The organism is Verrucomicrobiota bacterium JB022 (assembly GCA_030673845.1).
In the GTDB taxonomy this organism is placed as follows: domain Bacteria; phylum Verrucomicrobiota; class Verrucomicrobiia; order Opitutales; family Oceanipulchritudinaceae; genus WOUP01.
Window position 1 is genome coordinate 164,420 of the sequence record JAUTCQ010000015.1, and the last position, 24,588, is coordinate 189,007.

Below are 24,588 nucleotides of genomic sequence, written 5' to 3' on the forward strand. Positions count from 1 at the left end.
TGGATCGTTGTTTGCCGGTCAACGTTACCCCTTTAAATAGGAAGTTTGACGGACGAATAAACCAATTTTTCGCGTTTATAGCCTTCTTGGTGAGTTTACCTCAACTACCTCGCGTCCGGCAATCGCGAAACATTGATGGGCGTGCGGCAGGCCCTTTTGGCTGCTGATGCCGTCGGTAAAGGCGCTGAAGGCCGGCAGCACGCCCACCTCCGAGCCGATGGCAAAGCAGGGCAGCCGCAGGCTCTCGCGCCTCCGTCCGACATTTACGGTGGGGTGCACGTGCCCCGCCCAGACGAACGCCCCCGGCACCGGCTCCGGATAGTGCGCCAAGTGAAACGGCCCGCGCACCAATGGCGGCGGCATCCGTTCGATCTGCCAGGCCGGCGGCAGCTGCGGCGCGTGACGGTCGTGGTTGCCCTCGATCAGGGTAATCGGCAGCGTCAGCTCCGTCCGCCAGGCGGCCACGGCCTCGATCACGCTCGGGTGCAACGACGCGCGGGCATGGATCAGGTCGCCCAGGATCAGGATTTCGCGCGCATCATGCGCCTCGACCAGCCGGGACAGCCGTTGCAGCTCCTCGCCCAACAGCCCCTCTGGCAAGGCCACGCCCGCGGCCCGAAAAGCCGCATCTTTCCCCCAATGCAAGTCGGCCACCAGTAGGGCTCGCTCTTCGCGCCAAAACACGGCCCGCTCGGGCAGGAGGTCGAAGGTGTGCTCGTGGATCGTCAGGTGCATGGGATAGTGGTCTTGGCCACGGATGAAACACAGATGTGCACTGATTTATTCGATCAAAGACAGAGTGAAGGATTTGATTGCAGTTAAACCTTCAACATACCTTCTGCCTCCCCTCCAGTCCCAGCGAATTTTCGTGAAAGGGCCGAAAGGGCCGTCATCCGTGCTGATCCGTGTTTCATCCGTGGCTCAAAAAACCTCCCTACTCCCCTTCCTTTGCGGCCTGTTCCTGCTTGCGTCCGGTGAGGCGGGCGAGGCGGGCACCGAGGTCTTCGGTGGAGAGCTCGGCTGTGAGGCGGTCGGCGATGAGAGGGGTGGAGAAGGGCGTCGGGCGCTTCACTTCGCGCCAGAGCAGGGTGCTGCGTTGCAGGCGGCGGAGGGTGGCCTCCAGTCGGGCCTGCTCGAATTGCTCCTCCAGCACCTCGCGCTGGGCCTGTTGCAGCAGGAGGTTGGCCGGGTCGAAGCGGGCGAAGACGTCGTAGATCAGCCCGCTCGAAGCCTGAAGCTGGCGGAGGCTTTTGCGCTGCGTCGGGTAGCCCTCGAAGACCAGCCCGGCCACGCGCGCAATGGTGCGGAACTGCCGCCGCGCCAGCTCTGCGAGGTTGATGCTCTCCAGTGTATCGCGGAGTAGGTGGCGACGCGACAGCAGGCGCAGGAGGCGGTCGGGCGTTTGCAGCCACTCGCCAAAAGGGAAGCCGCTCGGGCAGAGCAGCTCGAAGCCGTAGTCGTTGGCCGCGTAGGTGAAAGTGGCGGGCGTAAGCTGCGAGAGTCGATAGGCCAGCAGCGCGGCGAGCCCCGTGTGCACCCGCCGCCCCTCGAAGGGGAAGATGAAGGCGTGGTCGCCCTCGCGCGTGTGGCAGGTCTCGACCAGGATCTCGTGGGCGCGGGGCAGGCCGCTCATCTCCTGCTGGGTGGCGAAGATCGGGGCCAGCCGCTGGAGTTCCTCGCTCTGCAACTCGCCTCGGGCCGCCGCGTCCAGCTCGCGCCGTAGGGCGGCGGAGAGCTCGTTGCTCAACGGCATGCGGCCACCGGCGTAGTGGGGCACGTAAGTGCGGCGGCGCTTGGCCAGCGTCACCTGCAGCACAAGATCGCGAAAGCGCACGTATTGCAGCAGGCGCCCGGCAAACAGAAACACATCGCCCTTGCGCATCTTGGCCACAAAGCCCTCCTCGACTTGCCCGATGGTGCCGCCGTGGCTGAAGCGCACCGTCACCATGCCGTCGCTCGTGATCGTGCCGATCATCGCCCGGTGCATGCGGGCCAGTTTGGCGGTGGCGATGTAAGTCCCGTCGTCGAGCCGCGTCAGCCGGTGATGCTCCGGGTAGGCCATGAGGGTGCGCCCGCCCGTCGTGAGGTGATCGAGCACCCACTGGAAGGCTTCGGGCGTCAGGCTTCGGTAGGCGGTCGTCGTGCGCAGCTCCGCCAGCAACGCCTCCGGCTCGAACGGCCCCTGCAGGCCCAGCGTCACCAGGTGCTGACACAGCACGTCGAGCGGCTGGTGCAGGCTGGGCGTGTGCTCGAGTTCGCCGCGCTTCAACGCCTCGCGCGCGGCGGAAAATTCGGTGATCTGCAGCACGTGGGTCGGCACGCAATAGAGGTCGCTCTCCGCCACCCCTGGCCGGTGACGCGCCCGCCCGCCGCGTTGCCGTAGGCGTGCCACGCCCTTGGGCGAGCCGAGCTGGAAGATGTGCTCCACCGGCGAGAAATCGACTCCCAAATCGAGCGACGAGGTGCTAACCACCAGCCGGATCTCGCCCGATTTGAGGCCCGATTCCACCCGGTCGCGCTCGTCGCGGTCGAGGGAGCCGTGGTGGATCGCCAGATGCGGCGCCCAGTCCGGGCGTGCCTTGAGGATTGCCTCGTGCCACAGCTCGGCCTGCGAACGGGTATTGGCAAATAGGATCGCCGGTTCCGCCGGGTCGAGGTGCTTCAGCACGTGAGGCAGCATCTGAGTGCCGAAGTGCCCGGCCCACGGCATGCCTTCGATTTCGGTCGGGAAAATCGTGCGGATGTTGAGCCGCCTCTCGGCCTCCGCCTGGATCAGCGTATAGCTTTGGCCGACGCCCACCGCCGCTTGCGCCGCGTCGTGCGGATTGGCGAGCGTGGCGCTGAGGGCCCACGTGCGCAGGGTGGGGTTCCAGGCGCGGAGACGGGCGAGGGCCAGCTCGGTCTGGGTGCCGCGCTTACTGGTCAACAGCTCGTGCCACTCGTCGACGATCACGCAGCGCAGCCGCCCGAAAAACTTCGGCGCGTCGGCATACGACAGCAGCAGCGACAGGCTCTCGGGCGTGGTGAGGAGCACATGTGGCGGTTTCTGGCGCTGGCGGGTGCGCACGCTGCTGGAAGTGTCGCCCGTGCGCGCTTCGACTCGCAGCTCCCAGCCCATTTCCTCCGCCGGGGCCTGCAAGGCCTTCTCCAAGTCGCGCGTCATGGCCCGCAGCGGCGTCAGGTAAAGGATCGCGAGGCCGTCCTGCGGGTCTGCCAGCCATTCGTCGATCGGGCCGCCATAGGCCGCGTAGGTCTTGCCCGATCCCGTCGCAACCTGCACCAAGCCGTTTTGCCCGGCGGCATACGCCTCCCACGCCTCGCGCTGGAACGCCTTCGGCTCCCAGCCCTTGTGCGCAAACCAGGTGTGGAGGGAGGCGGTGGGTTTCATATCAGCCGCAGATGGGCGCAGATTTTCGCAGATGATTGGCCGATTCCATCCGTGCCCGTCCGTGTTTCATCCGTGGCCCAATTCAACGCTTCACCGGGGCGAGGCCTGGCCTTCGCGGGGTTGCACGTCGAGGGGGATTTCGGTTTCGGGTTCAACGCCGGTATCGACATCCATCACCTCGGGCTTGCGGCCTTCGCGGGCGAGTTTTTCGAGGGCTTCGACGGCAGCGGCGGGGCCGTCTTCGTTGGCGAGGATCTCGGCCATTTTTTTGGCGCGGGCATTCATGCGCTTGCTGGCTTCGACCTTGCGCACGCTGCGGGCAAGATTCTCGGGCCACTTCTTGCGCTTCAGCTCCATGCCTACTCCCAGGCGCTCCATCTCGTCGGCAAAGAACCACTGGTCGCCGATGTGCGGGATGATGATGTGGGGCACGCCGGCGTGCAGCACGGTGCCGGTAGTGCCGGCGCCGCCGTGGTGGATCACGCATGAGGCGTGGCGGAAGAGCTGGTCGTGGCTCACCTTGCCGATGAACTTCACGTCGGGGCGCGGGGTCTCGAAAGTGAGGTTGGCCCAGCCAGCCTGCACGATGATCTTCTTGCCGCGCGGCCAGTTCGTCATGAAGCGGTGCATGACGTGGCGGGCCTGCTCGAAGGTCACGCTGCCGAATGTCAGGACAGGCACCTTTTCGCCCTCGCAAAATGCATTGACAGCCGCCTCGATCTCCGGATTGGGCTCGCTTTGCCACCGCAGGTAGCCAGTGAAGACAAAGCGGTCGCTCCACAGCGTCTTGGGCTGGAAGAGGGCTTTCGAGACCATCACGAGGGCCACGTCGGCCGGCTCCAGGAGGAAGCTCTGCGGCAGCGGCACGTCGTTGCGGTCATAGGCCGGGTGAATGGCCTGATGGATGCGCCAGACGATAAACTTGTCGACAATCTTCCAGAGCAGCTTGTTCCACGGGCGCCGCACGATCTTGGGCCACAACAACAGGCGCGGCAGCGGCTCCGGCGGGTATTGGGAAGAGGGGATGACGTGGTGCGCAAAGTTGGCCGTCGCCACCGGCACGTCGCACATGCGGGCGAGCTGCCCCATGGGCCCAAAGACGTAGCTCAGGCAAAACACGTCGGCCCACGGCAGGTTGTCGAGCAGGATCTGGAAGATCTCGTCGGCGTAAGGCAGTGCCTCGTCGTAGATCTTCTGCAGGGTTTCGAGCCCGTTCTTGGCGTGGGTCAGCTCACGCATGGCCTCGGCAAACCCGGCCTGATTCCAGTCGGGCGGCAGGCGCACGAAGGAGATGCCTGCCCGTTCCACCTCTTCGCGGAAGAAGGGGGTCGTGGCAAAGCGGCATTCGTGGCCGGCATCGATCAAAGCCCGGCCCAGGCGAATCATCGGGTAGATGTCGCCGGTGGAACCGTGGGACGTAAGCAGAACGCGCATGCGAGGAGGGTCAGCTGTAAGGTAACTCCCTGCTACTTATGCAAGGAATGGGCCAGCTTGCAATCCGCGAAGTAATTCTGCTGCAGCGAGTAGGGCGGAGAGGGGGAGATGAGCGCCCCCTTTCCGCTCCAGGGGCTAGAAGTAGCGCGTCACGCTGACTTTCCAACTGCGGGGCTCGCCGGGGATAATAAGGGTGCCGGCGGAGAAGACCGGGTCTTGCCCCAGCCAGTAGTGCTCGTCGAACACGTTGTCGACCCGCAGGTTGAGGCGCCAGTCGCCGATCTCGTAAAACACGGAGGCGTCCCACACCCAGGCGGAGGGGATGTGCAGCTGGCGGTTGATGTCGTGATAGTAGCCGCTACGCCAGGTCGGGCCAAACGCCCCGCCCCAGCCGCCCTCGGTCTGGTAGCGCAGATAGAGGTTGGCCGAGAGTTCGGGGAAGCCGCCGTAGACGCCCTGCGGGTTGTTCGTCAGCGGGCGGTTGCTGTCGCCATTGAGGATGCCGCCGTTGAGCGCGAACTCTTCCTCACTCTGCACATAGGCTCCAAAGCCGGCCGTCTCGTCTTTCTGGTAAACGCGCTGGGCGGTGAAGGCCCCGAGCACGACGAAGCGCTCGCTCACGTTGTAGGTAAACTCGAATTCGGCCCCCTTGGCACGCAGCGGGCGTGCCTCGGCGTCGCGGCTGCTGATCACGGCCTGATCCCAGTGGTAGCCGGCGAGGCTCAGATAAAGGCGCTCGTCGAAGAGGCTGGCCTTCACGCCGCCCTCGAACAGCTCCACGTTGGTGAAGCTTTCCTTGCCCGCGATGGTGCCGCCGTCGCCGGGCGAGAACGCCTTGCCGAGCTGGGCCGCACCGTAGAGGTAGATGTCGCGCCAGATGCGGACGGTGGGGTTGATCGAGCCGTTGAGGTAGGCCGTGTCGTCCTTCGCGTATTTGTCGGCGTAATCGGCCTCCGTCGCGAGGTCCATCCCGGCGGGCAGGCCCTTTTCAAACCACACCTGCTCGGCGCGGATCGCGTAGCTGAGGCTGAAGCGGTCGGGCACGATCTGGGTGCGGGCCTGGGCGAAAGCGGCCAACTGGTAGAGGCGGCTGTATTCGCTGGCCCCGCCGAAGGTCGACCACAGGTTGTTGCCGTCCGGGCCGGTCTGGCTGCCGGCCGTTACCACGCTGTTATCGCTGATGGTGTCGCGCGAAAGGTCGCGACGCGAGAAGGGCTCGGCGTCGAAGTCTTGCCGCATGACGGAGTAGGAGCCGCGGAACGCCACGCCCGTGGTCACATCGGTGCGCAGGTCGGGCAGCTCCAGCTCCAGGCTCAGGCGCTGGCCCACCATAAACTGCTTGGTGTTGTGCGCGTAGCCGTAGGACGAGGCCTTTTCGGTCTCGAGGCCCTCGCTCAGCAGCTGGTAGCGCAGCATCGCCTCCGGGCCCACCTCGTGGGTCAGCTCGGTAAAGAAGAGGAAGTCTTCGGAGTCGGCCTTGTCGCGCGGGTCGGACAGCACGCGGCTGCGGTCGAGCTGCTCCGTCAGCACCTCGCCACCCGCCGCAAAATATTCGGGTGTGTAGACGTAGGCGTCTTGCGGAGCCGCATCGACGGTCGCGAGCGTGGCGGCGGCCGTGGCCTGTTCCTGCGCATAGCCTTCACGGAACTGTAGCCAGCTCCACGCCGGGTCGGCCGCGATCTCCGCATCCGTGCGCACGCGGTAGAGGTTGGCTACCTGGGCGGGGTCGTTGAGGTCGATCATCAGGCCGCGCAGCTCGGGCGAAATCCGCTGGCGGGCCGTGTCTCCCGGGATGGCGAGCGCGTGCAGCCCCGGCTGGACGTAGCCCGTATAGGGGAACACGGTTACCGGGCGGGCCACGGTGCCGCCCCAGGCGCTGGAGGTCAGGTTCGGCGCTTCCCCGATCACGTATTCGCCGGAGTCGATCAGCCGCTGGGTAGGGCGGTTGATGCCCGGCACCTCGCTGGAGCGGAAATTGTAGTATTCGCCGCCGAGGAAGAGGCGCGTCTTGTCGCTCAGCTTGACCTTCAGGGCGCCGTAGACGCTCTCGTAGTCGTTCTGGACGTGCTGGTAATAGCGGTCGCTGCGTTGGCCGGAGACGGAGACGCGGTAGGCCGCCGGCATGTCGCCGAGCAGGAAGGGCGCGCCGTAATCGAGCTGGGCGCGGTAAAAGTCCCACTTGCCGACTTCCAGCTCCACGCTGCCGCGCGCCTCGTCGAAATAGGGCGACTTGGGCCGCATGTTGACGAAGCCGCCCACGAGGGTGGGCGAGAGGTAGGCCGGTGCGGGGCCTTTCACCAGGTCGAGGCCCTCCGTCGAGCCGAAAGAGGTCGGCATCTCGTTGCGCTGATAGAGGCGCAGCATGCCGTTGTAATACAGGCCGGCCTTGGTGCCGCGCAGGGCGGGGGCGCCGGGCAGGCCAAAGTAGTCGATACGCTGGGTGCCGGCCCCGTAGCGGGAGAGGTCGCCAAAGTCGTCGAGGTCAAACGCCGCCATCGTCTCGGGCGTGATCTGGGTGACCGCACGCGGCAGCTCGACCAGCCGGCCTTTGAAGCCGAGGCTGTCTTCGACGCCGGCGGCGAGCGGGGAGAGCGACTCGTGGGTTGAGTTGGCAGTCTCTTCGGTGATGAACGCTTCAAGCTCGTACACCGGATCCGAGGTCTGCCCTCCCAGGCTGGTTGCTGCGAACAGCCCGACCACCGCCGTGGCGTAATGGTAAGTCTTCATTTTCTGGTACAGTTTTGGTTGGGAAGGTAATGAACTGAACTGAAGCTTCCCGACCATGCTGCGCGCCTTTCGCAACGCAAGTACAACCCGCATTAGCAATGGTCATAACGCCAACTCGGTCGATTTTATACAGCGTAACGCTGCTTTGCGTTGATTCGATTTCACCAGAAAAGCCAGAGAGAGGCATCAGGAAAGCAACAAGGGGCGGTTCCTCTAAATGCTATATATTCTGTCTTCCTCTGCTTTTTCTGGTGAATCCTGGATAACAAAAACGCCCGCCGGGATCTACCGGAGGGCGTTTTTCAAAAATCGACGAAAGGATCGCCTTACACTTGCAGCAGCTCGGCTTCCTTGTCCTTCAGGGCCTGGTTGATCTGCTCGATGTGCTTGTCGGTCATCTCCTGGATTTCCTTTTCGTGACGCTTGATGTCGTCTTCAGAGACGCCGCCATCGGTCTTGAGCTTCTTGAGGCTGTCCATTGCCTTCTGGCGGGCCTTGCGCACTTGCACGCGGCCATCTTCGGCGTGGCCGGAGCAGACCTTCACCATCTCCCTGCGGCGCTCACCCGAGAGCTCGGGCACGGGGACGATGATCACGCTGCCGCGCACGACCGGGTTGAGGCCGAGGCTGGCTGCGCGGATGCCCTTTTCGATCGGGCTGACCGTGCTCTTGTCCCACGGCTGAATGCTGATGGTGCGGCTGTCGGGCGTGGTGATGGCCGCGATGTCGCGGATCGCCATGCTGGTGCCGTAGGCCGGCACGTCCACCTTCAGGCCGTCGACCATTGCGGGGGAAGCCTTGCCGGTGTGAATGTTGGTGAATTCGCGCCAGGTGTGGTTTACGGCGCCTTCCATCAGTTCGAGGGTCTCGAGTTGGATTTCTTCAAAGTCCATGATAAATCAGCGAAAAAGGGTGGATATACGGCAGAGAATAGGGAAGTGAGCGAGAAACAAAAGCCTCTTTGCGGCTTAATTGGTGACGAGGGTCCCGATCTTTTCGCCCATTACGGCGCGGCGGATCGAGCCAGACTCGTTCAGGTTGAAGACGAGGATGGGCATGTTGTTGTCCTGGCAGAGGGCGAAGGCGGTGGCGTCCATCACCGCGAGGCGCTGCTTGAGGGTATCCTGGAAGCAGATCTCGTCGTATTTGACGGCGTCCTGGTGCTTCATCGGGTCCTTGTCGTAAATACCGTCGACCTTGGTGGCCTTGAAGATTACGTCGGCCTCGATCTCGCTCGCACGGAGGGCGGCGGTCGTATCGGTCGAGAAATACGGGTTGCCCGTGCCGCCGGCAAAGACGACCACGCGACCCTTCTCCATGTGGCGCACGGCGCGGCGCAGGATGTAGGGCTCGGCCACCTTGTTCATCTCGATGGCGCTCATCACGCGCACCGGCACATCCATCTTTTCGAGGCTGTCCATGATCGCGAGGCCATTGATGACCGTGGCGAGCATGCCCATGTAGTCGCCCGTGGTGCGGTCGACGCCCCGGTTGGCGCTGGCTGCCAGGCCGCGGAAGATGTTCCCGCCGCCGACCACGACGCCCACCTGCACGCCCAGTTCGAAGACGTCCTTGATCTCCTTGCACACGCGGTCGAGGATATCGGCGTCGATCGTTTCGCCGGAGGCGGCGGATTTGAGCACTTCACCGCTGATCTTGAGGACGATCCGGTGGAATTTCGGTTTGGGAGAGCCAGCTTCAGGGTTCATCAAAGAAACTATTGATGGACAACCATGAGGAAGCGTCAACCTCTGGCTCAAATGGAACTGTTTTATCCTGAAACCCGATGAGGGATATCAGCCGGTCAGGCGATAGCTACGGCCCGCCTGCAAAATTTTTTCGCTTTGGGTCGCCAACGCTCTTGACGCGCATCGGGTTACCTGTTCTTATGTCTGACTTTCACAGGCCGATGGTGTAATTGGCAACACAGCGGGTTTTGGTCCCGTTATTCAAGGTTCGAGTCCTTGTCGGCCTGCCACTTTCAAAAAAGCCGCGTTTCTCTTTCGCAGAAAACGCGGCTTTTTTGTGCACTGGAAGGTGCCTTTTTTGTTTCATCAGAAAAGGCAGACAAGACGGAAAAGGGAAGTAGCCCGGTGTCTTGAGCGGGTGCGGCTGAAGAGGATTTAACCACAGAAGGCACAGAAGACACAAAATCTTCAGCGAATGTCTGCTGCCTGATTCTCTTCTTTATTCGAATTGAAGCAGAATCGATTTCAGGACCACTGCCGATCCTGCATTTTTGTGTCTTCTGTGCCTTCTGTGGTTAAATCCCTTGCTCCGCCCCTTGAGTGTCCGGCCCGCTATTCCTGCCCCTGTTTCTCCCGGGCTTCGGCATCGTCGATGGCTTCCAGTAGAGCCTTCTTGTTGGCAGCGAGGCCTTCCTGCACGACGAGTTGGAGCACGTCGCGGGCATCCTGGTAGCGGTGCAGCTCACCTAACACGCGGGCGGTGTGGAGCCGGACGGCGTCGGACTGGATCAGCGAGAGGTCGTTGCGGCTCTGCAGCTTGCGCCAGTGCGCGAAGGCTTGCTCCCAGTCAGGCTCCGGCAGGTCGTAAAACGCTTCGCCGTAGCGGAACTGCAGCTCCAGAAGCTCCGGGGCCAGCTCGGCAGCGCGTTGGTAAGAGCGGAACATGTCCTGGTCGAGCTGGTCGGGCTGGAGGATGCCCGCTTCGAGCAGCCCCGGGCGGTAGGTGTAGAGCAGCTCGCCGAGCGCGTAAAAGTAGAGGGCCTCGTTGGGCGCCAGCTCGGTCGCACGCAGGTAATAGGCGAGGGCTTCGCCGAAGTTGCCCTCCTCGGCGTGGAAGGTGCCCATGTACTGGTTGACCACCGCGAGGTTGGGGTTGAGGCGGAGGGCGTAGGCAAACTGGGTCTGCGCGCCCTCGCGGTCGCCGAAGAAATCGAGCAGCTTGCCGTAGAGCACGCGCGCTTCGACCTTGTCGGGGTTGTCGCTGATAATGCTGTCGAACTCGCGGCCCACCTCGTGGAAGCGGCGGGCGACGTTGCCCTGGTCGATCTGGTCGTCCGGGCGTTGGGCGTATTCCAGCAGCGACTGGTAGTTGGCCGCGACGCGCGCCATGCGCTGGTCGTAGAGGCTGTATTCGGGCTCCTGCCGTGTCTGGGCGGCGGGGGCGGCGGAGTCGGCCTGCGCGTTGGACGAGCTGCAGCCGGCAAAGCTGCCGAGGCCAGCCAGCGCGAGGAAAAGAGTCGTGGGGCGGATCAAGCGCATGCCTTCTAGTTGAGCCCGCACATGCCGGGCATGTTGCCGCAGGCGCAGGGCGGCATGGCCGGAGCCGAAGCGCCGCTGCCCATGGAAGGGGCAAAGGTCGACCACTTTTTCGCCAGCTCGGCACTGCCGCAAGACGGGCAGCTTGGCTGACTCTGGGAGCCCTGCACCAGCGCTTCAAACGCGTGGTCGCAGGATTGGCAGGTATATTCGTAGAGGGGCATGGGAAATACGGTGCGCTCTCAGTCTCAGACGCGTTGGGTGGCGTGCAAGTTCAATCCTGGGCGAAGAGCTGGTCCATGAAGTCGAGCGCGCGCTCGCGGATCGGCTCCACCGGCTCGACCAGCCGCGCGTCGTCGGGCCGGAACGAATTGACGCGGGTAGACACGGCGTGGCGCTGCCAGCCCTTGGCCGGGGTGGGGCGGCAGAGGGCGGTGGCTTCGGCGGGCTTGAGCCGTTCCGGGTGGAGCCAGGCGTCGTGGTGCTCGCGGGGCAGGATCACGGGCATCCGGTGGTGCAAGTCGGCCAACAAGTCGCTGGCGCGGGTGGTCAACAGGCTGCAGCTGCGCAGCTCCGAGCCGTCGGGGGCAAGCCAGATCTCCCACAAGCCGGCAAGGGCAAAAGGCTGGCCGTCTTCGCGCGAGAAGTAATAGGGCTGCCGCTGCCCATCGACTTCCGTCCATTCGTAAAAGCCGGTGGCGGGTACCAGGCAGCGCCGATGTCGCATCGCGCCGCGAAAGGCGGGCTTCACGGCGGCCTCCTCGCTGCGGGCGTTGATGTGACGCTGGGCGGGCTGCGTCTCGCGGATCCAGCCCGGCACGAGGCCCCACTGGAAGACGTCGAACACGGGCGGGTTGTCATCTGCCGGGCGCACGCCCATTTCGGCGCAACGCAGCGACACCACCGGCTGAGTCGGGGCGATGTTGTAGCGGGGTTTCTCCAGTAGCCTGGCCTCGAGCGCCGGCCAGTCGGGCATCGCCTCCGCCAGTTGCGCGGGGCTGCATTTGAGGGTGAAACGGCCACACATGTTCCTGATGTTGGGAAGCTCGCCGCAGTGCGTCAAATCGACTTGCGTTTCACCCGTATGGAGGAGTTTTATAAAGTCGTCCGCCCCGGCTGCTTCGGGGGTTGTTTTTGTGCGCTTCCATCTGCTGAATCCATGTTTTCTGCTGTGTCTGTTCGTCGTGCGCTGCCTTTTTGCAGCTTGCTTTCTCTGCTAACGTTTTCAGGGTGCGAAACCACGCCACCTGCGACCGTTCCAGCCGGCCCGGTCTCCACTGCGGTGGCCGCTCCCGCGCCGCCTCCTCCCGCCCCGGTTCCAGCCCCCGAGCCGGTGATCGAGGCAGCGGCCGACCTGCCGTTGCAGACCATGTCGCCCCCGCGCCGGGGCGATGTCGACCTGCCCTTCGACTTCGCCAACGCCAACGCCCGCGTCGGCCTGCTGCGCAACCGCGAAGGCCAGCCCTCGATCTTTCCGCTCAACTCGACCGGCGGTAACGTAGCCTTTTATCAGGACGTGGTCGGCCTGCCCAAGCTGGAGGTGCAGGAGCTGGACGACGGCCGCATCCGCATCTGGGTGCGCGTGCTCAACCGAGCCACGCGCGACATCGCCGTGCGCGTGCAGTGTGTCGCCGCCTTCGACGAGCAACACGAGGAACGCCGCGCCTACGACGAGGTCATCTTCCAGCGCGACGTCTACCGCGACTTCAGCTTCATCCTCGACGGCCCCAAAGACCGCCGCTTCACCATCCTCGTGCGCGAAAACGGGTAAGGCGCGAATGGTTTGGAGCCGCCGCGTTGAGATTCGAGATCGAGCCGCCGAAGCGGGCTATTGCGCGAGTGCTTCATCCGCCAGCCGGGTGCCGGCGGCCTGGACATGGAGCGCACTCGGGAGATCCTCCGTCGGCGGCAGCAGCACCCGCACGCCTTCGATTTCCCAGCTGCGGCGCCAGTCTTCGGGGATCGGGGCGCCTGCGAGCCAAAGCACCGCCTGCCAAGTCCGCAGGCGCCAAAGCGGATCGCTCGGTCCCTCCGGGGCAATCTCCAGTTGCGGCAGGGGGGCATCGCGCGCAAGGGCTTCGTCGGCCAGCCGTTGACGGACGCCAGCGAGCAGGGGCGCAGGCGTGTCGGCATCGTGGACGATGGCGATTTGCGCCCGCAGGAGGGCAGTGCTGGCCAGCAAGAGGATTAATGATCGGATGAGCACCATTTCGCGTTTGCCTCCTCAGAATCTCCGGCGCTAGGCTGTGCGACAAGATGGAATTGCTGATCGCCGCATGTGTCGGGTTGCTCGGGCTGGTTTTGGGCGGGGCGGGTGCCTATCTTTGGGCCACCCAAGGGGCCCGTCAGGAAGTCGCTGCGCTGCAGGAGGAGCTGATCACCCTGCATACGACGGGCGCCCACCTGCGCGAGAGCCTCCAGCAGGCCGAGGCTCGCTACGAGCAGGCGCGCGAGACCTTGGCCGACCGCGACGAAGAGTTGGGCGACGTGCGGACACGGCTGGCGCTGCTCGAAAGCCAGCGGCGCGGCGAAAAGCAGATGCTGGAGGAGAAGGTCGAAGAGCTGAAGCAGCTGCGCGAGAAGTTTGAGACGACCTTTCGCGCCCTTTCCAGCGATGCCCTCAAGGCCAATCGCGAAGAGTTTATGGCGCTGGCCAAGAACGCCTTTTCGCAGCTCATGCAGACCTCGCAGGGCGACCTCGATAAGCGGCAAACGGCGATCCAGACGATGGTCGACCCGATGTCGAAGACGCTCAAGGAGTTCGACGAAAAGGTGCAACACCTCGAACGCGCCCGCTCCCAAGCCTACGTGGAGCTGCAGCAGCAGGTGAAGGCGCTGCAGGAGACCAACCACATGCTCCGCGGAGAGACCCAGAGCCTCGTCCAGGCCCTGCGCACCCCGCAAGTCCGGGGCCAGTGGGGCGAGCTGCACCTCAAGCGTGCGATCGAAGTGGCCGGGCTGGCCGAGAGGGTCGACTTCGACGTGCAAGTCTCGACCCGCACCGACGAAGATCGCGTCTTGCGGCCCGACATGGTCATCCGCCTGCCCAGCGAGCGCGTGATCGTGGTCGACTGCAAGACCCCCGCCGATGCCTACCTTGCCGCCTTGCAGACGGAAGTGCCCGAAGAGCGCACCGCCCAGCTCCGCCGCCACGCCCAGCATGTGCGCAAACACATCGAGCAGCTTAGCGACAAGGCTTACTGGCGCCAGGTGCAGGAGTTGAACCCCGAGTTTGTGGTGCTCTTCCTGCCCAACGAGGCCTTCTTCAGCGCCGCCGTGCAACAGGACCCCGGCCTGATCGAATACGGCGCCTCCCGCAACGTCATGATCGCGACCCCCACCACGCTCATCGCGCTGCTCAAGACGGTGGCCTTTGGGTGGCGGCAAGAGCGACTGGCGCAGGAGGCCAAGGAAACCTCCGACCTCGCGCAGGAGCTATACGAGCGCGTGGTGACTTTCGTCGGCTACTTCGACGACCTGGGCCGCAGCCTCGGCAAATCGGTCGAGCATTACAACAAGGCGGTCAACAGCTTCGAAAAGCGCGTCAGCGTCACCGGTCGCAAGCTCGAACACCTCTCCCAGAAACAGCTCCCCGACATTACCCCCATCGACAAACTCACGTCGTCCCCCTCGCTGCCCGACGGCACGGGCAGTTGAGCGCAGGCGGCTTGAAATTACCCTTTCTGCTCCGCAGTTGCGGCGATGATTTGGGCGTGGGTGAGGGCGAGGAGGGCGTTGCCTCCGCCAAGGATGGCGTCGCAGTCGACCAGTTCGCCCGCGAAGTAGAGGCGCCCGTGTTTGCGGCTGCCCATGGTGCGGAAGTCGATTTCGTCGCGGCTGACCCCTCCGGCGTAGGTGTGCTCGGGCTTGTGCATCGCGTAGCCGTTGGCACTGAAACGGCCTTGGGTCAGCTGGCCGACCAGGGTGGAGAGGTAGCGCTTGTCGACGCTGCCCCAGGTCTCCTGCGGGCCGATCTTGGCTGCTTCGACCAGGCGAGCCCAGAGCTTTGGCGGCAACCCGGCCTGCGGCTCTTCGGCGATCACCCCCTTGGTATGGTGGAGCGCACGCTGGCTCAGCTCGCGAGCAATCTGCCCACCGTATTGCGGCACCCAATTGATCTGAAAGGGGAAGCGGTAACGTGCGCCCGCCAGCTCCGGGGCGGCCCAAGCCGTCAAGTTGGCAATGGCGGGCCCGCCGATGCCGTGGCCCAGGATTTCGACCTGCCCACGCTCCACTCGGTCAGCCGGCAGGCCTGGGCGGTCGGCAAAGCGCACCTCCGCCTCGACGGGCGGCTGACCCTGCAGGTGGCGCAGGCGGGCGTCTTTCAGCTTTAGCGCAAGCAGGCTGGGGGAGAGCGGTTGGACGGTGTGGCCAAACGCTTCGGCCAAGGCCAGGCCCCGGTGTGGTCCAGTGCCGGTGGCCAGCACGAGAGCTTCGACGATCAACGGCTCGCCCTCTTCGAACCACACCTGAAACCCGTCCGGGCGAGTGGCGACTTCCAGTGCGTTATGGCCGGTGCGCACTTCGATACCGCGCCGATCCAACTCGCGGCCCAGCAAATCGACCAGGGCACTGGCCGCTGTTTCTGCCTGTGCCCCCGGGCTTGCGGCGGGGCTTTGGATCGGCAGCCCCAGGCTCCGCAGCCAAGCCAAGGTCTGTTCTGCGGGGAAATGGTGCCACGGGCCCAGCATCTCCTGATGGCCGCGAGGCAGGCGGCTGGCCCACTCGGCTGGCGTTGCGCCGGCAGGGGCCAAGGCAAAAGGTGCCGCCTCTTGACGCCGGAGCCAAGGTAAGGGCTGAGCCTGTCGATCCACCAGCACGACCTCGTGCCCACGGGCGTTCAATAGCATAGCAAGCGCTGTTCCCGCCAGCCCGGCTCCGATGATTCCGTATCGCATCAGACAGTTACGTAAAAGCTCCTTAAATTCTACTTACAATGCGCCAAATCTCGTTTCAAACGAGTTTTTGGGGTTGTCATCTTACGTTCGCAATTTACCATAAAAGTTTTGGAGAGTCATTATCTTTTGTGAAAGCCAGCGCCGTTCACCCATATCGTCTAAAGAAGTTAGACCCTGCAGATAAGCCCACGTTTTCGGAGCGTTATTGTCATTATGTTCAATGCCCTCTGGAGGAATACGAGGACCATTTGCTTAGGAGGGTTCTCCTGAAGCGTACGCGGGTGTTAGCGGCTCTTTTCTTGAGTGGTTCGCCTCACATGCTGCATGCTGAACGAAATGTGGTGAGGCAATCCGGCTACGCTTATCGTTGTGGGGATATTCAGGGCGTGATCGAATTTTATCGTCACAAGTTTGTCGGTGGCGACTGGTATCGCGATACCTTGGGCTTTCGCCTTTCGGGCAAAAAGCTGATGAAGATCGCGCGCGAAGTCTTCGACGCCACCGAGGCGGAAGTCGAAAAACTGGCCGCCTCGCCCGATGCCGACTCAGTCGACCGCACCCAGCAGGGCTGATGAGGATGACTTCGGGTCGTCGCTGCCCGGCTTTTCGCAGCGGTTGACAAAGATCTTGAGGGATTTGGGCGCGCCGACCACGTAAACGATGTCGCCCGCCTTCAACAGCAGATCCGGGCGCGGCGAAGTGATGCGTTCTTCGCCCCGCTGGATACCCACGACGGTCACGCCAAAGCGCTGCCGCACTGAGGCGCCGGCCAGCGTGTTGTCGTCCAGATAAGTGCCGGGGTTGACGAGTACCGAATCAATGGCGAATTCCTGATCGTTCTGCACCGGTTGGGTGCCGTCGACGGGCGTTTGCAGTAAGGTGTTGGCGGCGTCGAGCTGTTCGGTGGTGCCGAGCAGGAAGAGGTGGTCGCCCGGGAAGAGAGGCGTGTCGGCCCCCGGGTCGAGCACCTGACGGCCTTCACGGCCCACCGCCACGATGCTGGCACCGGTTTCGGCGCGCAGGTTGAGATCGCGGATGCGGCGGCCTACGGCGACGACATTGTCGGTCAGCACCACTTCCTTCACCTGTACCGGCCAGGGGTATTTGTCGCGGATGTCGCTGATCAGGGCCTCCCGTTTGGCGCGGGCCGCATCCTGCACCTGCATGGAGAAAGTCTCCATAAACCAGTATTCCATCTGGCTGTTGATGCGGATGAGCTGGCGCCAGCCAAGGATGGCGGCGATGCCGAGGATCACCAGAAACAGCACCAGCACGGAGGTGGCGGGCAGGAAGGGCGCGGCCGTGGCCAGGTAGATCGCGCCGGTGATGAAGAGCACCAGCCCGAGCAGCAGGTTGTTGAAAAAGATGCGCAGGTGCTTGGGGAAGATCGGGCGTGGGCTGTTTTGCGCAAACATCGCATCGGTCAGGATAAAGACGATCGCGTTGAGGTTGCGCACCACGGCGAGCACAAGCGGGGCACTGAGGGCGGCGGCAGCCACCCAGATCGCGGGGGTGGCGTAGGTCGTCCACTCGGCCTCGATCTTTTGCACCATGTTGGAGGCAACGTAGGCGCAGACAATGATGCCGTTCTGGATAAAGAAATAGAGCGTGATCTGGAAGAGCGGGCGCTTGATCAGCCGCAGCACCATGTTGCGCCCCAGCGAGGTGGTGATGTTGTCGAGGAATTCGCGGTAAAAGCGAGCCCAGCCCTGAGCGCGCGGCGGCACGAGGCGCACCATCAGGTCGAAGGCCTTGTTCGAATGCTTGTAGAGCATCGGCGAGGCGAAAATGCTGGCGAAGGCCACCCCAAACGCGAGGTTGGTCAGGCGCTGATCGGTTACGCCCAGCGTCTGGCCGAGCGAGGCGATGATAAAGCTGAACTCCGCGATGGCAAACTTGGCGATCATGCCGCGAAAGGCACTGCGCGGGGGCTGTCCGGCCAGGGCAAGGCCGGCCGTGCCGGCCGCTACCTTGCCCATCAGCATCAGGGCGGTGATGATCAGCACCCAGTGCCAGTCCTGCAGGATCAGCTTGGGCTGCAGCTGCATGCCGATCGTGACGAAAAAGATAGCGGCAAACAGGTCGTGCAGGCTGCGGTTGATGTCTTCGATCCGGCGCGCCACGGAGGTCTGCGAGAGCACGGCCCCGGCAAGGAAGGCCCCAAGGGCGGGCGAGAAGTTGGCCTTGAAGGCCATCACGCTCAGCCCCAGCACGAGACCGACACTGACGACCGTGACCGCTTCGCGCGACTTTTCGTCGGTCCCCAGCTTCACAAACATGCGCGGCGCGATCAGGCGCCCGATCACGAACACCAGCACGACGAACACGCCCATCAGGAAGATCACCACCCCCGCGCTGGCCCAGTCGAAGCTACGGCTGACGGCCACACCGGTCAGGATCACGAGCAAAAGGACGCCGAGCACGTCTTCGAGGATCGTCAGGATCAGGGCCAGCTGCGCGTGGTTGGACTGCAGGTTGCCCCCGTCGCGCAAGACCTTGATCACCACCATCGAGGAGCTCATCGCGAGCAGGCTGCCGAAAAACAGGCTCTCCGTCGTATCCCAGCCCAGCGGGATCGCGATGACCTGCGCCAGGTAGATCATCGCCACCGTCTGCCCGATCAGGCCGAGCACGGCAGGCCCAAGAATGGATCTTACGCGTTTGAGGTCGAAGTCGAGACCGATGAAGAAGAGCAGGAAAATGACGCCCAGATCGCTCAGCTGCGTGATCGTGTCGATACTGGAGATGAACGAGGGCTGGAACACATTGGGCCCGAGCAGAGCGCCGGCGGCCAGATAGCCGAAAATGACCGGGAACTTGAAGCGCTGGCTCAGCAGCACAGCCAGAGCCGCCCCCACCATTACGATCCCGAGATCCGCAACGAGGTTGTTGGTCTGCGAGACGGCGGGAGTCTCGGCGGCGGCTTGGGCCAAGGTCAGCATCCAGTTCAGGCCAAGGTGCATAGTTACCTGCTACCGCGTATCGATTCAGACGCAAGAGTAACCTCGTATTTGGGCGAGACAGTGTTTTTTAGGCCACGGATGAAACACGAATTTGCGCGGACTGCCACGAAAGGGAACTGGAACAGGCAATGCCGATCAGAGAATGCTTCCCACGATTCTTCCATCTGTGAAGATCCGTGTTCATCCGTGGCCCAATAATCTAGAGACTGTTTCTACGCGGGCAGCAGTTCGAGCAGGCTGACTTCGGGGCGGCAGTTGAAGCGCACGCCATGGAGGTTGCCGACGCCGCGGTTGACGTAGAGGTGGCGGCCTTGCCAGCGGTAGTAGCCGGAGTAGGTGCTCTGGTCGTTGACGGGGGTGAACCGGCCCTCGATGAAAGGCAGGCACACCTGGCCGCCGTGGGTGTGGCCGCAGAGGAGCAGATCCCAGTCGTAATCGAGGAGGCGGCTCTTCACATCGGGGTTGTGGGCAAGCACGACGACGGGCTGCGGGCGGGCGCGGCGGGCGTTGAGTGCTTTTTGCGGGCTCAGCACCCCACTCCACAGGTCGTCGAGGCCGGCAATCGTGAGGCTGGGCCCGGCGGTCAGATCGACCTGGGCCGCTTCGTTTTGCAGCAGGCGCGCGCCGCCTTCGCGGATCACGGCAATCATTTCGTCGGCCAGCACGCGGTCGCTGGTGCCCTCTTCGCGCGGGCGCCCATCGTGGTTGCCCAGCACGGCAAAGGTGGGGGCGGCAACGGAGAGGCGCTTGAAGGCCCGTACCATTTCGGCCCTCTCCAGCACGGCATTGGTGATGAAGTCGCCCGTCAGGCAGATGATGTCGGGCTCCTGATCAAGGGCGAGCGTCACCGCCTCGTGGATGAAGCTGGCCGGGACGTCGCTCGACACGTGCCAGTCCGAGAGCTGGACGACGCGCACGACGCGCTGGAGGTGAGGCAGGCGGATGCGCGTACGGGTCACCTCCAGGTGACGTGGCTCATAGGAGGTCGCGTAGTGGAGGCTGCCATACGCGGAGCCGCTCAACCCGATGCAACCGGCGAAGAGCTTCAGGAAGCGGCGACGCGGCAACTGGAGGGCAGGGGCCATGCGGGCGGCTTAAGCCGTGGCAGGCTGGGGAGCGAGGCCCAGCGCATGGAGGCGCTGCAACAGGCGACGTTGCAGCGATTCCGGGTCTAGGCCCACGCTCGCGCGCAGGTCGGCGACGCCGTCGCCGTGGTCCACAAAGGTATCCGGGTAGCCGATGCGTTCGAGCGGCACCGCAAGGCCCGCCTCGGAGAGGGCTTCGAGCACGGCAGTGCCGAACCCGCCGACGACGGTATGCTCTTCGAAGGTCACGATCAGCTTGGCCTGCTCGGCCTGTTGCTGCAGCAGCACGTGGTCGACCGGCTTCGCAAAGCGCGCGTTGACGACGCCTACGCTGAGGTGCTCGCTGTTTTCTTCCAGATAGGCGGCCAGCTTTTCGGCCTCCTGTACCCAGGGGCCGAGCGCCCACAGCTGCACTTCCACACCCGACTTGATGATCTCGGCCTTGCCGATCGGCAGGATCTCGCCCTGTGTTGGCAGGTCCGTACCAGTGCCGTTACCACGCGGGTAGCGGATAAACATGGGGGCGGGCGTGTTGAGGCTCGTCCACAGCATATTGGCGAGTTCGGCCTCGTCCTTGGGCTGCATCACGATGGTGTTGGGCACGCAGCGCAGGTAGGCGATATCGAAGAGGCCGTGGTGGGTCGCGCCGTCGTTGGGCGAGAGGCCCGCGCGGTCCATGCAAAACGTGACGTGCAGGTTTTGCAGGCACACGTCGTGGACGATGCAGTCGTAGCCGCGCTGGAGGAAAGTCGAGTAGATCGCGACTACCGGCTTGTAGCCCTCGCAGGCGAGGCCGGCGGCAAACAGCACCGCGTGCTCTTCGGCGATGCCCACGTCGAAGAACTGCTCGGGCAGCTTTTCGCGCAGGTAGGAGAGGCCCGTGCCTGGGGGCATGGCAGCGGTGATGCCCAGCACCTTCTTGTCGCGCTCGGCATACTTCAGCAGGCTGAGGCCAAAGGCATCTTGATAGGCGAGGCCGGGCGTCTTCTCGCCCTTGATCGAAGCACCCGTCTGCGGGTCGAAGGGCCCGAGACCGTGGAACTTCTCCGGCGAGGCTAGGGCGGGCTCGAAGCCTTTGCCCTTTTTTGTGAGCAGGTGGAGAATGATCGGCGCGTCGCTGTCGCGGGCAAACTCCAGATGCTTGATCACCGCGTCGAGGTCGTGCCCGTCGACCGGGCCGATGTAACGCAGCCCATAGGCTTCGAAGAGGCTCGAATTGACGAAAAAGTCCTTGGTCTCGCGCTTCCAGCGGCGGCCCAGCTCCAGCATCTGCTGCCCGCCCGGCACCTTCCCGAGCATGGACTGGATGTCCTTGTCGAGGCGGTTGTAGACGGGGTTGGTGATGATCTCGTTGAAGTAGCGAGAGAGCGCGCCCACGTTCTTGGCGATCGACCACTCGTTGTCGTTGAGGATCAGGATCAGCCGCTTGGTAGTGCCGTCGATGTTGTTCAGCGCCTCCATCGTGATGCCGCAGGTAAAGGCGGCGTCGCCCAACAGGGCCACCACATGGCTGTCTTCGCCCGAGCGGTCGCGCGCGGCGCACATGCCGAGGGCGGCGCTGAGAGCCGTGCCCGCGTGGCCGGCACCATAGGCATCGTGCTCGCTCTCGCTGCGGTTGAGAAAGCCGCTGAGGCCGCCCTGGCGGCGGATCAGGTCGAAGTCCGGCCCCTTGCGGCCCGTCAAGAGCTTGTGCACGTAGCCTTGGTGGGCCACATCGAAGACAAACTTGTCGCGCGGGGTCGTGAAGACCCGGTGCAGACCGAGGGTGAGCTCGACGACGCCGAGGTTGGGGCCGATGTGGCCGCCATTGCGCGCCGTCACCTCGATGATGCGGGTGCGGATCTCCTGCGCCAGCGTCGTCAACTCAGCGCGGCTGAGCTGCTGGACGTCGGCGGGACCTTCGATCTTTTCAAGAATGGCCATGGTGGACTCACTCGCCGCCCTGCGGGAGTTGCATCGGTTCAAAAGACACGTTGTCGCCGCCTTCCCGCAGCTTTTCAATCTTCAATTCAGCATCCTTGAGCCGCGCTTCGCAAACTTTCACCAGTTTGCTGCCCTCTTCATACTTCGCGACCAGCGTGGCCAGCGGCAACTCGCCCGCCTCCATCGCAGTCACGAGCGCTTCCAGCTGATCCAGCGCCGCCTCAAACGCGAGCGGCTGGTCTTCGGCCTGTGCAGACTCTTTTGCGGACGACATATTATCTTTGTATGACAGATTTTCTGCCGCCGACAAGCTGGAATCCCTCGGACGGTGTGGGGTTCTGCTTGGCCTAGTGCCGCTGGCGCTTGAGAGCGCCTACGCGGTTGTTTGCGATAATTAGGGTTGCTCCTTCAGAAAAGTCGCGTGTTAGATGGGGCATAACCGTCTTCTACACTAGATAATGCCTCCTTTTGCTTCACTTTTTCGCCGCTTCTGCTGGAGCGGCCTGATTTTTGGTGCTTCGCTTACGTGCTCGGCCTACGACGCCCTTATTCTCGGTAGTGAGGCGGTGGGCTTCTGGGCTCCAGACGATCTCAAGGCGCCCTATTACCGCGATTTGGTGCGGACGTTCGGTACCGGGGTGGGCCTGCGTGAAAATAGGGAGCTGGTTTTCTGGGCAGGGAGGAATTACGGCTTCCAATACCACTCTACGGTTCAGAATGTAAGAGATTTTCGTTACCCTTTCGTTCTGAAGGAAGACGGAAGGGTGTTCCGTCTGGTAAGGCGTTCGGGTGCACTGCTCATGGAAGCCGAAGCGGTGGACGTGGGGGGACAAGCTCTCCAGATTCTCACCATCGGTGGGGAAGGCCTTTTGGTGCTGCGCGTGGATGGAACCGTAGCGGCCTATGACAAGACCGGGGCGGTCATACCCCAAAAATTGCGCCCGGGAAAGGCAATCGCTTGCACGGAAGGCGAAGTCGCGGCGGTCTTGCATCTCGACGGGACCGTGACGGCGTTCAACCTGAACAACGGCAACCGTCTGGCGTGGGCTGATGAGTTGCGGAACATCTCCCAGATCAGCGCCGCAGATGACTTGGTCGCCTTGGATGCAGAGGGTAAGATAGCGCGATGGGGCGATAATATCGGGGCGCCGACTGAAGTCGAAGATTTTGTCCAGATCGGGAGTTTTTCTGGCCTCAATGTGGCTGAGAAGGAGATCCGCTGCCACTATGGCCTGAGGTCTGACGGCCAACTCGAAGTGTGGGGTGCTGGAGCCGACGATTCGGCGCTGAAGGGGCTGACGAACGTCGTGCATGTCTGGGACGGGGGTGCCCGCCTCGCCAATGGTGATATAATAGCCGAGTGGCCATCGACTTATTGGAGGGGTACGCAGGCCGTTTTACCTGCTTATTTGCGTGGCGTTCAGGACGTACAAATCAGCAACGGACACGGCATCGCTTTATTGGAGAATGGCACTGTGCGCACGTGGCGCAGCGGTGGGGCTATTGAAGTCGATGTGCCAGCAGACCTGAATAATGTGTTGCAGGTTGCGGTGGGCCGATCTTTTTGGCTCGCGCTGGATGACAGCGGTACCGTTCATGGCTGGGGTTCCAACGAATTTGGACAGCTCGACCTCCCGGTTGATCGTGGACCCGCTTCTTTTATCTCTGCCGGACGTGATAGCAGCCTGATCACCTACGAAGATGGCACCGTAGCACACCTCGGCGCTGGTGCCAGCGCGCTCCCTCAAGGTCTGGCTCTGGTGAAAGAGGCAGTCACTAACGGCGATTACAGCTTTGCACGCCACGGAGATGGTACCCTTACCGGCTGGGCGGTGCACCCCCGCGCGTTGCCGCCAGGCCTTGGAAAAGTGACGAAGATCGGGATTTCCGACTATATGGCTACGGCTATCGATACCGCAGGTGCCGTACACTACTGGTGGGCGGCCTATGACGAAGCATATGGAAACGACGGCTATGATGATGGCAAAGGGGATATTAGCTTTGCTCCTGAGGGTGAGGCTTATGTAGATGCTGCCTATGCCGGGTTCGTGGGCGACGCGACGATCATGGTAAGAGCCGATGGGACTGTGGCAGGATTTCCCGACGAACCGGTTCTAGGGATGGAGCGCCCGACCGATCTGCCGCCAGTCAGCCGGGTTGAAGCCCAGTTTGGCGTGGCCATCTTTCTCTACGAGCCAGATGCCGACAACGATGGTCTGCCCGACGCCTGGGAGCTGAACCACTTTGGTGACCTCTCCGCCACACCGGATGCGGACGATGATCACGACGGCCATTCCAACGATTTCGAGTATCTGCTGGGCCTGGATCCGCGTGACCCGACCAGCCGCATCCGCACCATCGTCCAGAATGGCACGGTGTATTTCGGCCCTCTTTCCGGCCAGGAAGGGCTGACCTACCGCCTCTGGTGGAGCAACGACTGGGGCCAGACCGGTTGGAGCGAGTTCTCCGACGCCGATCTCGCGGTTGACACCGTAGAGGGGCACACCGCGCTTTACGGTAAAATCCCGCTCGACTCGCTCCTGAGCGACGATCAGCCGACAGCCTCGCAGCTCTGGCTGACCGTGACGCCGGCTGAAGAGTAGAGCTTGTTCGGTCCTATGTTTGCCTTTTTTGCCTGGGTATTTCTCGCCGTGCTTTGGGTGCTGGTGACGAGTATCCACGTCTACCGTCTCAAGTGGAGACTGGAGCGGCGCGCTCGGGAGCTTGGGGTCGCGTTGCCCTACCGAGACGGAGCCCAGTTTTCGGTGCAAATCCAATGGCAGGTGGAAGACTTCTTTTTGCCTGGCGCCCCGTCCGAGATCACCGCGCAGAAGGAGCAAATCGTCGGCTGGTATGCGCGCGCATGCCGCTATGGCCTCAGGGCCTCGCTGTTGTATCTGGCCCTTTTGCTGCCGGTGGAGATGGTTTGCTGGCTGGCTTGATTGC

At 63.3% G+C, this 24,588-nt stretch carries 20 protein-coding genes and 1 tRNA gene; 6 read left to right on the top strand and 15 right to left on the bottom strand.

All coding sequences use genetic code 11. The annotated features are described in order from the left end of the window. Positions 1-75: 75 nt before the first annotated feature. From pdeM to pyrH, 6 genes are all read right to left on the bottom strand, one after another. A complete protein-coding gene (gene pdeM, locus Q7P63_11230) occupies positions 76-735 on the bottom strand; it encodes a ligase-associated DNA damage response endonuclease PdeM (protein MDP0500660.1) in 660 nt (219 codons plus the stop codon). Between the two features lie 199 nt (positions 736-934). Then, positions 935-3,388 (bottom strand): ligase-associated DNA damage response DEXH box helicase, encoded by a 2,454-nt coding sequence (locus Q7P63_11235; GenBank protein MDP0500661.1) that lies wholly within the window; start codon positions 3,386-3,388, stop codon positions 935-937. Positions 3,389-3,478: 90 nt separating this feature from the next. Continuing rightward, complete coding sequence (locus Q7P63_11240) at positions 3,479-4,822, bottom strand: glycosyltransferase (protein MDP0500662.1); 1,344 nt, start codon at positions 4,820-4,822, stop codon at positions 3,479-3,481. Between the two features lie 135 nt (positions 4,823-4,957). Next, positions 4,958-7,549 carry a hypothetical protein gene (locus Q7P63_11245; GenBank protein MDP0500663.1) on the bottom strand — a complete coding sequence of 864 codons (2,592 nt, stop codon included), beginning with the start codon at positions 7,547-7,549 and terminating at the stop codon, positions 4,958-4,960. A gap of 326 nt (positions 7,550-7,875) precedes the next feature. Beyond that, a complete protein-coding gene (gene frr, locus Q7P63_11250) occupies positions 7,876-8,442 on the bottom strand; it encodes a ribosome recycling factor (protein ID MDP0500664.1) in 567 nt (188 codons plus the stop codon). 75 nt (positions 8,443-8,517) lie between these two features. Further along, on the bottom strand, positions 8,518-9,258 hold the full coding sequence (pyrH, locus tag Q7P63_11255; GenBank protein ID MDP0500665.1) for a UMP kinase: 741 nt from the start codon (positions 9,256-9,258) through the stop codon (positions 8,518-8,520). A 194-nt stretch (positions 9,259-9,452) separates the two neighbouring features. Here pyrH and Q7P63_11260 point away from each other — a divergent pair. After that, positions 9,453-9,527 (top strand) — tRNA-Gln (locus Q7P63_11260). Between the two features lie 322 nt (positions 9,528-9,849). On the opposite strand, the gene Q7P63_11265 is transcribed toward Q7P63_11260, so the two are convergent. From Q7P63_11265 to Q7P63_11275, 3 genes are read right to left on the bottom strand one after another with little or no spacing between them, the layout of a single operon-like run. Next, positions 9,850-10,776: a hypothetical protein gene (locus Q7P63_11265; protein MDP0500666.1), complete on the bottom strand. Its 927-nt coding sequence runs from the start codon at positions 10,774-10,776 to the stop codon at positions 9,850-9,852. 5 nt (positions 10,777-10,781) lie between these two features. Next, on the bottom strand, positions 10,782-10,997 hold the full coding sequence (locus Q7P63_11270) for a zinc ribbon domain-containing protein (GenBank protein MDP0500667.1): 216 nt from the start codon (positions 10,995-10,997) through the stop codon (positions 10,782-10,784). A gap of 50 nt (positions 10,998-11,047) precedes the next feature. After that, complete coding sequence (locus Q7P63_11275; protein MDP0500668.1) at positions 11,048-11,800, bottom strand: SOS response-associated peptidase; 753 nt, start codon at positions 11,798-11,800, stop codon at positions 11,048-11,050. A gap of 255 nt (positions 11,801-12,055) precedes the next feature. Between Q7P63_11275 and Q7P63_11280 the strand changes: the two genes are divergently transcribed. Continuing rightward, positions 12,056-12,544, top strand: coding sequence for a hypothetical protein (locus tag Q7P63_11280; protein ID MDP0500669.1), 489 nt, complete (start codon positions 12,056-12,058; stop codon positions 12,542-12,544). Positions 12,545-12,601: 57 nt separating this feature from the next. On the opposite strand, the gene Q7P63_11285 is transcribed toward Q7P63_11280, so the two are convergent. Next, the gene (locus tag Q7P63_11285; GenBank protein ID MDP0500670.1) at positions 12,602-12,955 is read right to left on the bottom strand and encodes a hypothetical protein; all 354 of its coding nucleotides are present in this window, start codon (positions 12,953-12,955) and stop codon (positions 12,602-12,604) included. 74 nt (positions 12,956-13,029) lie between these two features. Between Q7P63_11285 and rmuC the strand changes: the two genes are divergently transcribed. Beyond that, positions 13,030-14,430 carry a DNA recombination protein RmuC gene (gene rmuC / locus Q7P63_11290; protein MDP0500671.1) on the top strand — a complete coding sequence of 467 codons (1,401 nt, stop codon included), beginning with the start codon at positions 13,030-13,032 and terminating at the stop codon, positions 14,428-14,430. 17 nt (positions 14,431-14,447) lie between these two features. On the opposite strand, the gene Q7P63_11295 is transcribed toward rmuC, so the two are convergent. After that, positions 14,448-15,671 (bottom strand): NAD(P)/FAD-dependent oxidoreductase, encoded by a 1,224-nt coding sequence (locus tag Q7P63_11295; protein MDP0500672.1) that lies wholly within the window; start codon positions 15,669-15,671, stop codon positions 14,448-14,450. Positions 15,672-16,057: 386 nt separating this feature from the next. On the opposite strand from Q7P63_11295, the gene Q7P63_11300 reads away from it, so the two are divergent. Then, positions 16,058-16,243 carry a hypothetical protein gene (locus tag Q7P63_11300; GenBank protein ID MDP0500673.1) on the top strand — a complete coding sequence of 62 codons (186 nt, stop codon included), beginning with the start codon at positions 16,058-16,060 and terminating at the stop codon, positions 16,241-16,243. On the opposite strand, the gene Q7P63_11305 is transcribed toward Q7P63_11300, so the two are convergent. From Q7P63_11305 to xseB, 4 genes are all read right to left on the bottom strand, one after another. Next, on the bottom strand, positions 16,217-18,634 hold the full coding sequence (locus Q7P63_11305; GenBank protein ID MDP0500674.1) for a cation:proton antiporter: 2,418 nt from the start codon (positions 18,632-18,634) through the stop codon (positions 16,217-16,219). The two genes, Q7P63_11300 and Q7P63_11305, sit on opposite strands and share 27 nt — an antisense overlap. Positions 18,635-18,846: 212 nt before the next feature. Further along, the gene (gene yaeI / locus Q7P63_11310; GenBank protein ID MDP0500675.1) at positions 18,847-19,719 is read right to left on the bottom strand and encodes a phosphodiesterase YaeI; all 873 of its coding nucleotides are present in this window, start codon (positions 19,717-19,719) and stop codon (positions 18,847-18,849) included. Between the two features lie 9 nt (positions 19,720-19,728). Continuing rightward, on the bottom strand, positions 19,729-21,642 hold the full coding sequence (dxs, locus tag Q7P63_11315; protein MDP0500676.1) for a 1-deoxy-D-xylulose-5-phosphate synthase: 1,914 nt from the start codon (positions 21,640-21,642) through the stop codon (positions 19,729-19,731). A 7-nt stretch (positions 21,643-21,649) separates the two neighbouring features. After that, entirely contained in the window at positions 21,650-21,916 is a 267-nt protein-coding gene (xseB, locus tag Q7P63_11320) for an exodeoxyribonuclease VII small subunit (protein ID MDP0500677.1), read from the bottom strand. Between the two features lie 184 nt (positions 21,917-22,100). Between xseB and Q7P63_11325 the strand changes: the two genes are divergently transcribed. Both Q7P63_11325 and Q7P63_11330 read left to right on the top strand, forming a co-directional pair. Then, the gene (locus Q7P63_11325; GenBank protein MDP0500678.1) at positions 22,101-24,245 is read left to right on the top strand and encodes a hypothetical protein; all 2,145 of its coding nucleotides are present in this window, start codon (positions 22,101-22,103) and stop codon (positions 24,243-24,245) included. A 15-nt stretch (positions 24,246-24,260) separates the two neighbouring features. Then, the gene (locus tag Q7P63_11330; GenBank protein MDP0500679.1) at positions 24,261-24,584 is read left to right on the top strand and encodes a hypothetical protein; all 324 of its coding nucleotides are present in this window, start codon (positions 24,261-24,263) and stop codon (positions 24,582-24,584) included. Positions 24,585-24,588: the final 4 nt, after the last annotated feature.

Coding starts and splice junctions, on each gene's coding strand:
- Q7P63_11245 (MDP0500663.1), bottom strand. CDS start 7,549: ATGAAGACTTACCATTACGCCACGGCGGTGGTCGGGCTGTTCGCAGCA.
- xseB (MDP0500677.1), bottom strand. CDS start 21,916: ATGTCGTCCGCAAAAGAGTCTGCACAGGCCGAAGACCAGCCGCTCGCG.
- Q7P63_11275 (MDP0500668.1), bottom strand. CDS start 11,800: ATGTGTGGCCGTTTCACCCTCAAATGCAGCCCCGCGCAACTGGCGGAG.
- Q7P63_11270 (MDP0500667.1), bottom strand. CDS start 10,997: ATGCCCCTCTACGAATATACCTGCCAATCCTGCGACCACGCGTTTGAA.
- Q7P63_11325 (MDP0500678.1), top strand. CDS start 22,101: ATGCCTCCTTTTGCTTCACTTTTTCGCCGCTTCTGCTGGAGCGGCCTG.
- Q7P63_11265 (MDP0500666.1), bottom strand. CDS start 10,776: ATGCGCTTGATCCGCCCCACGACTCTTTTCCTCGCGCTGGCTGGCCTC.
- frr (MDP0500664.1), bottom strand. CDS start 8,442: ATGGACTTTGAAGAAATCCAACTCGAGACCCTCGAACTGATGGAAGGC.
- dxs (MDP0500676.1), bottom strand. CDS start 21,642: ATGGCCATTCTTGAAAAGATCGAAGGTCCCGCCGACGTCCAGCAGCTC.
- pdeM (MDP0500660.1), bottom strand. CDS start 735: ATGCACCTGACGATCCACGAGCACACCTTCGACCTCCTGCCCGAGCGG.
- yaeI (MDP0500675.1), bottom strand. CDS start 19,719: ATGGCCCCTGCCCTCCAGTTGCCGCGTCGCCGCTTCCTGAAGCTCTTC.
- pyrH (MDP0500665.1), bottom strand. CDS start 9,258: ATGAACCCTGAAGCTGGCTCTCCCAAACCGAAATTCCACCGGATCGTC.
- Q7P63_11295 (MDP0500672.1), bottom strand. CDS start 15,671: ATGCGATACGGAATCATCGGAGCCGGGCTGGCGGGAACAGCGCTTGCT.
- Q7P63_11305 (MDP0500674.1), bottom strand. CDS start 18,634: ATGCACCTTGGCCTGAACTGGATGCTGACCTTGGCCCAAGCCGCCGCC.
- Q7P63_11330 (MDP0500679.1), top strand. CDS start 24,261: ATGTTTGCCTTTTTTGCCTGGGTATTTCTCGCCGTGCTTTGGGTGCTG.
- Q7P63_11235 (MDP0500661.1), bottom strand. CDS start 3,388: ATGAAACCCACCGCCTCCCTCCACACCTGGTTTGCGCACAAGGGCTGG.
- rmuC (MDP0500671.1), top strand. CDS start 13,030: ATGGAATTGCTGATCGCCGCATGTGTCGGGTTGCTCGGGCTGGTTTTG.
- Q7P63_11240 (MDP0500662.1), bottom strand. CDS start 4,822: ATGCGCGTTCTGCTTACGTCCCACGGTTCCACCGGCGACATCTACCCG.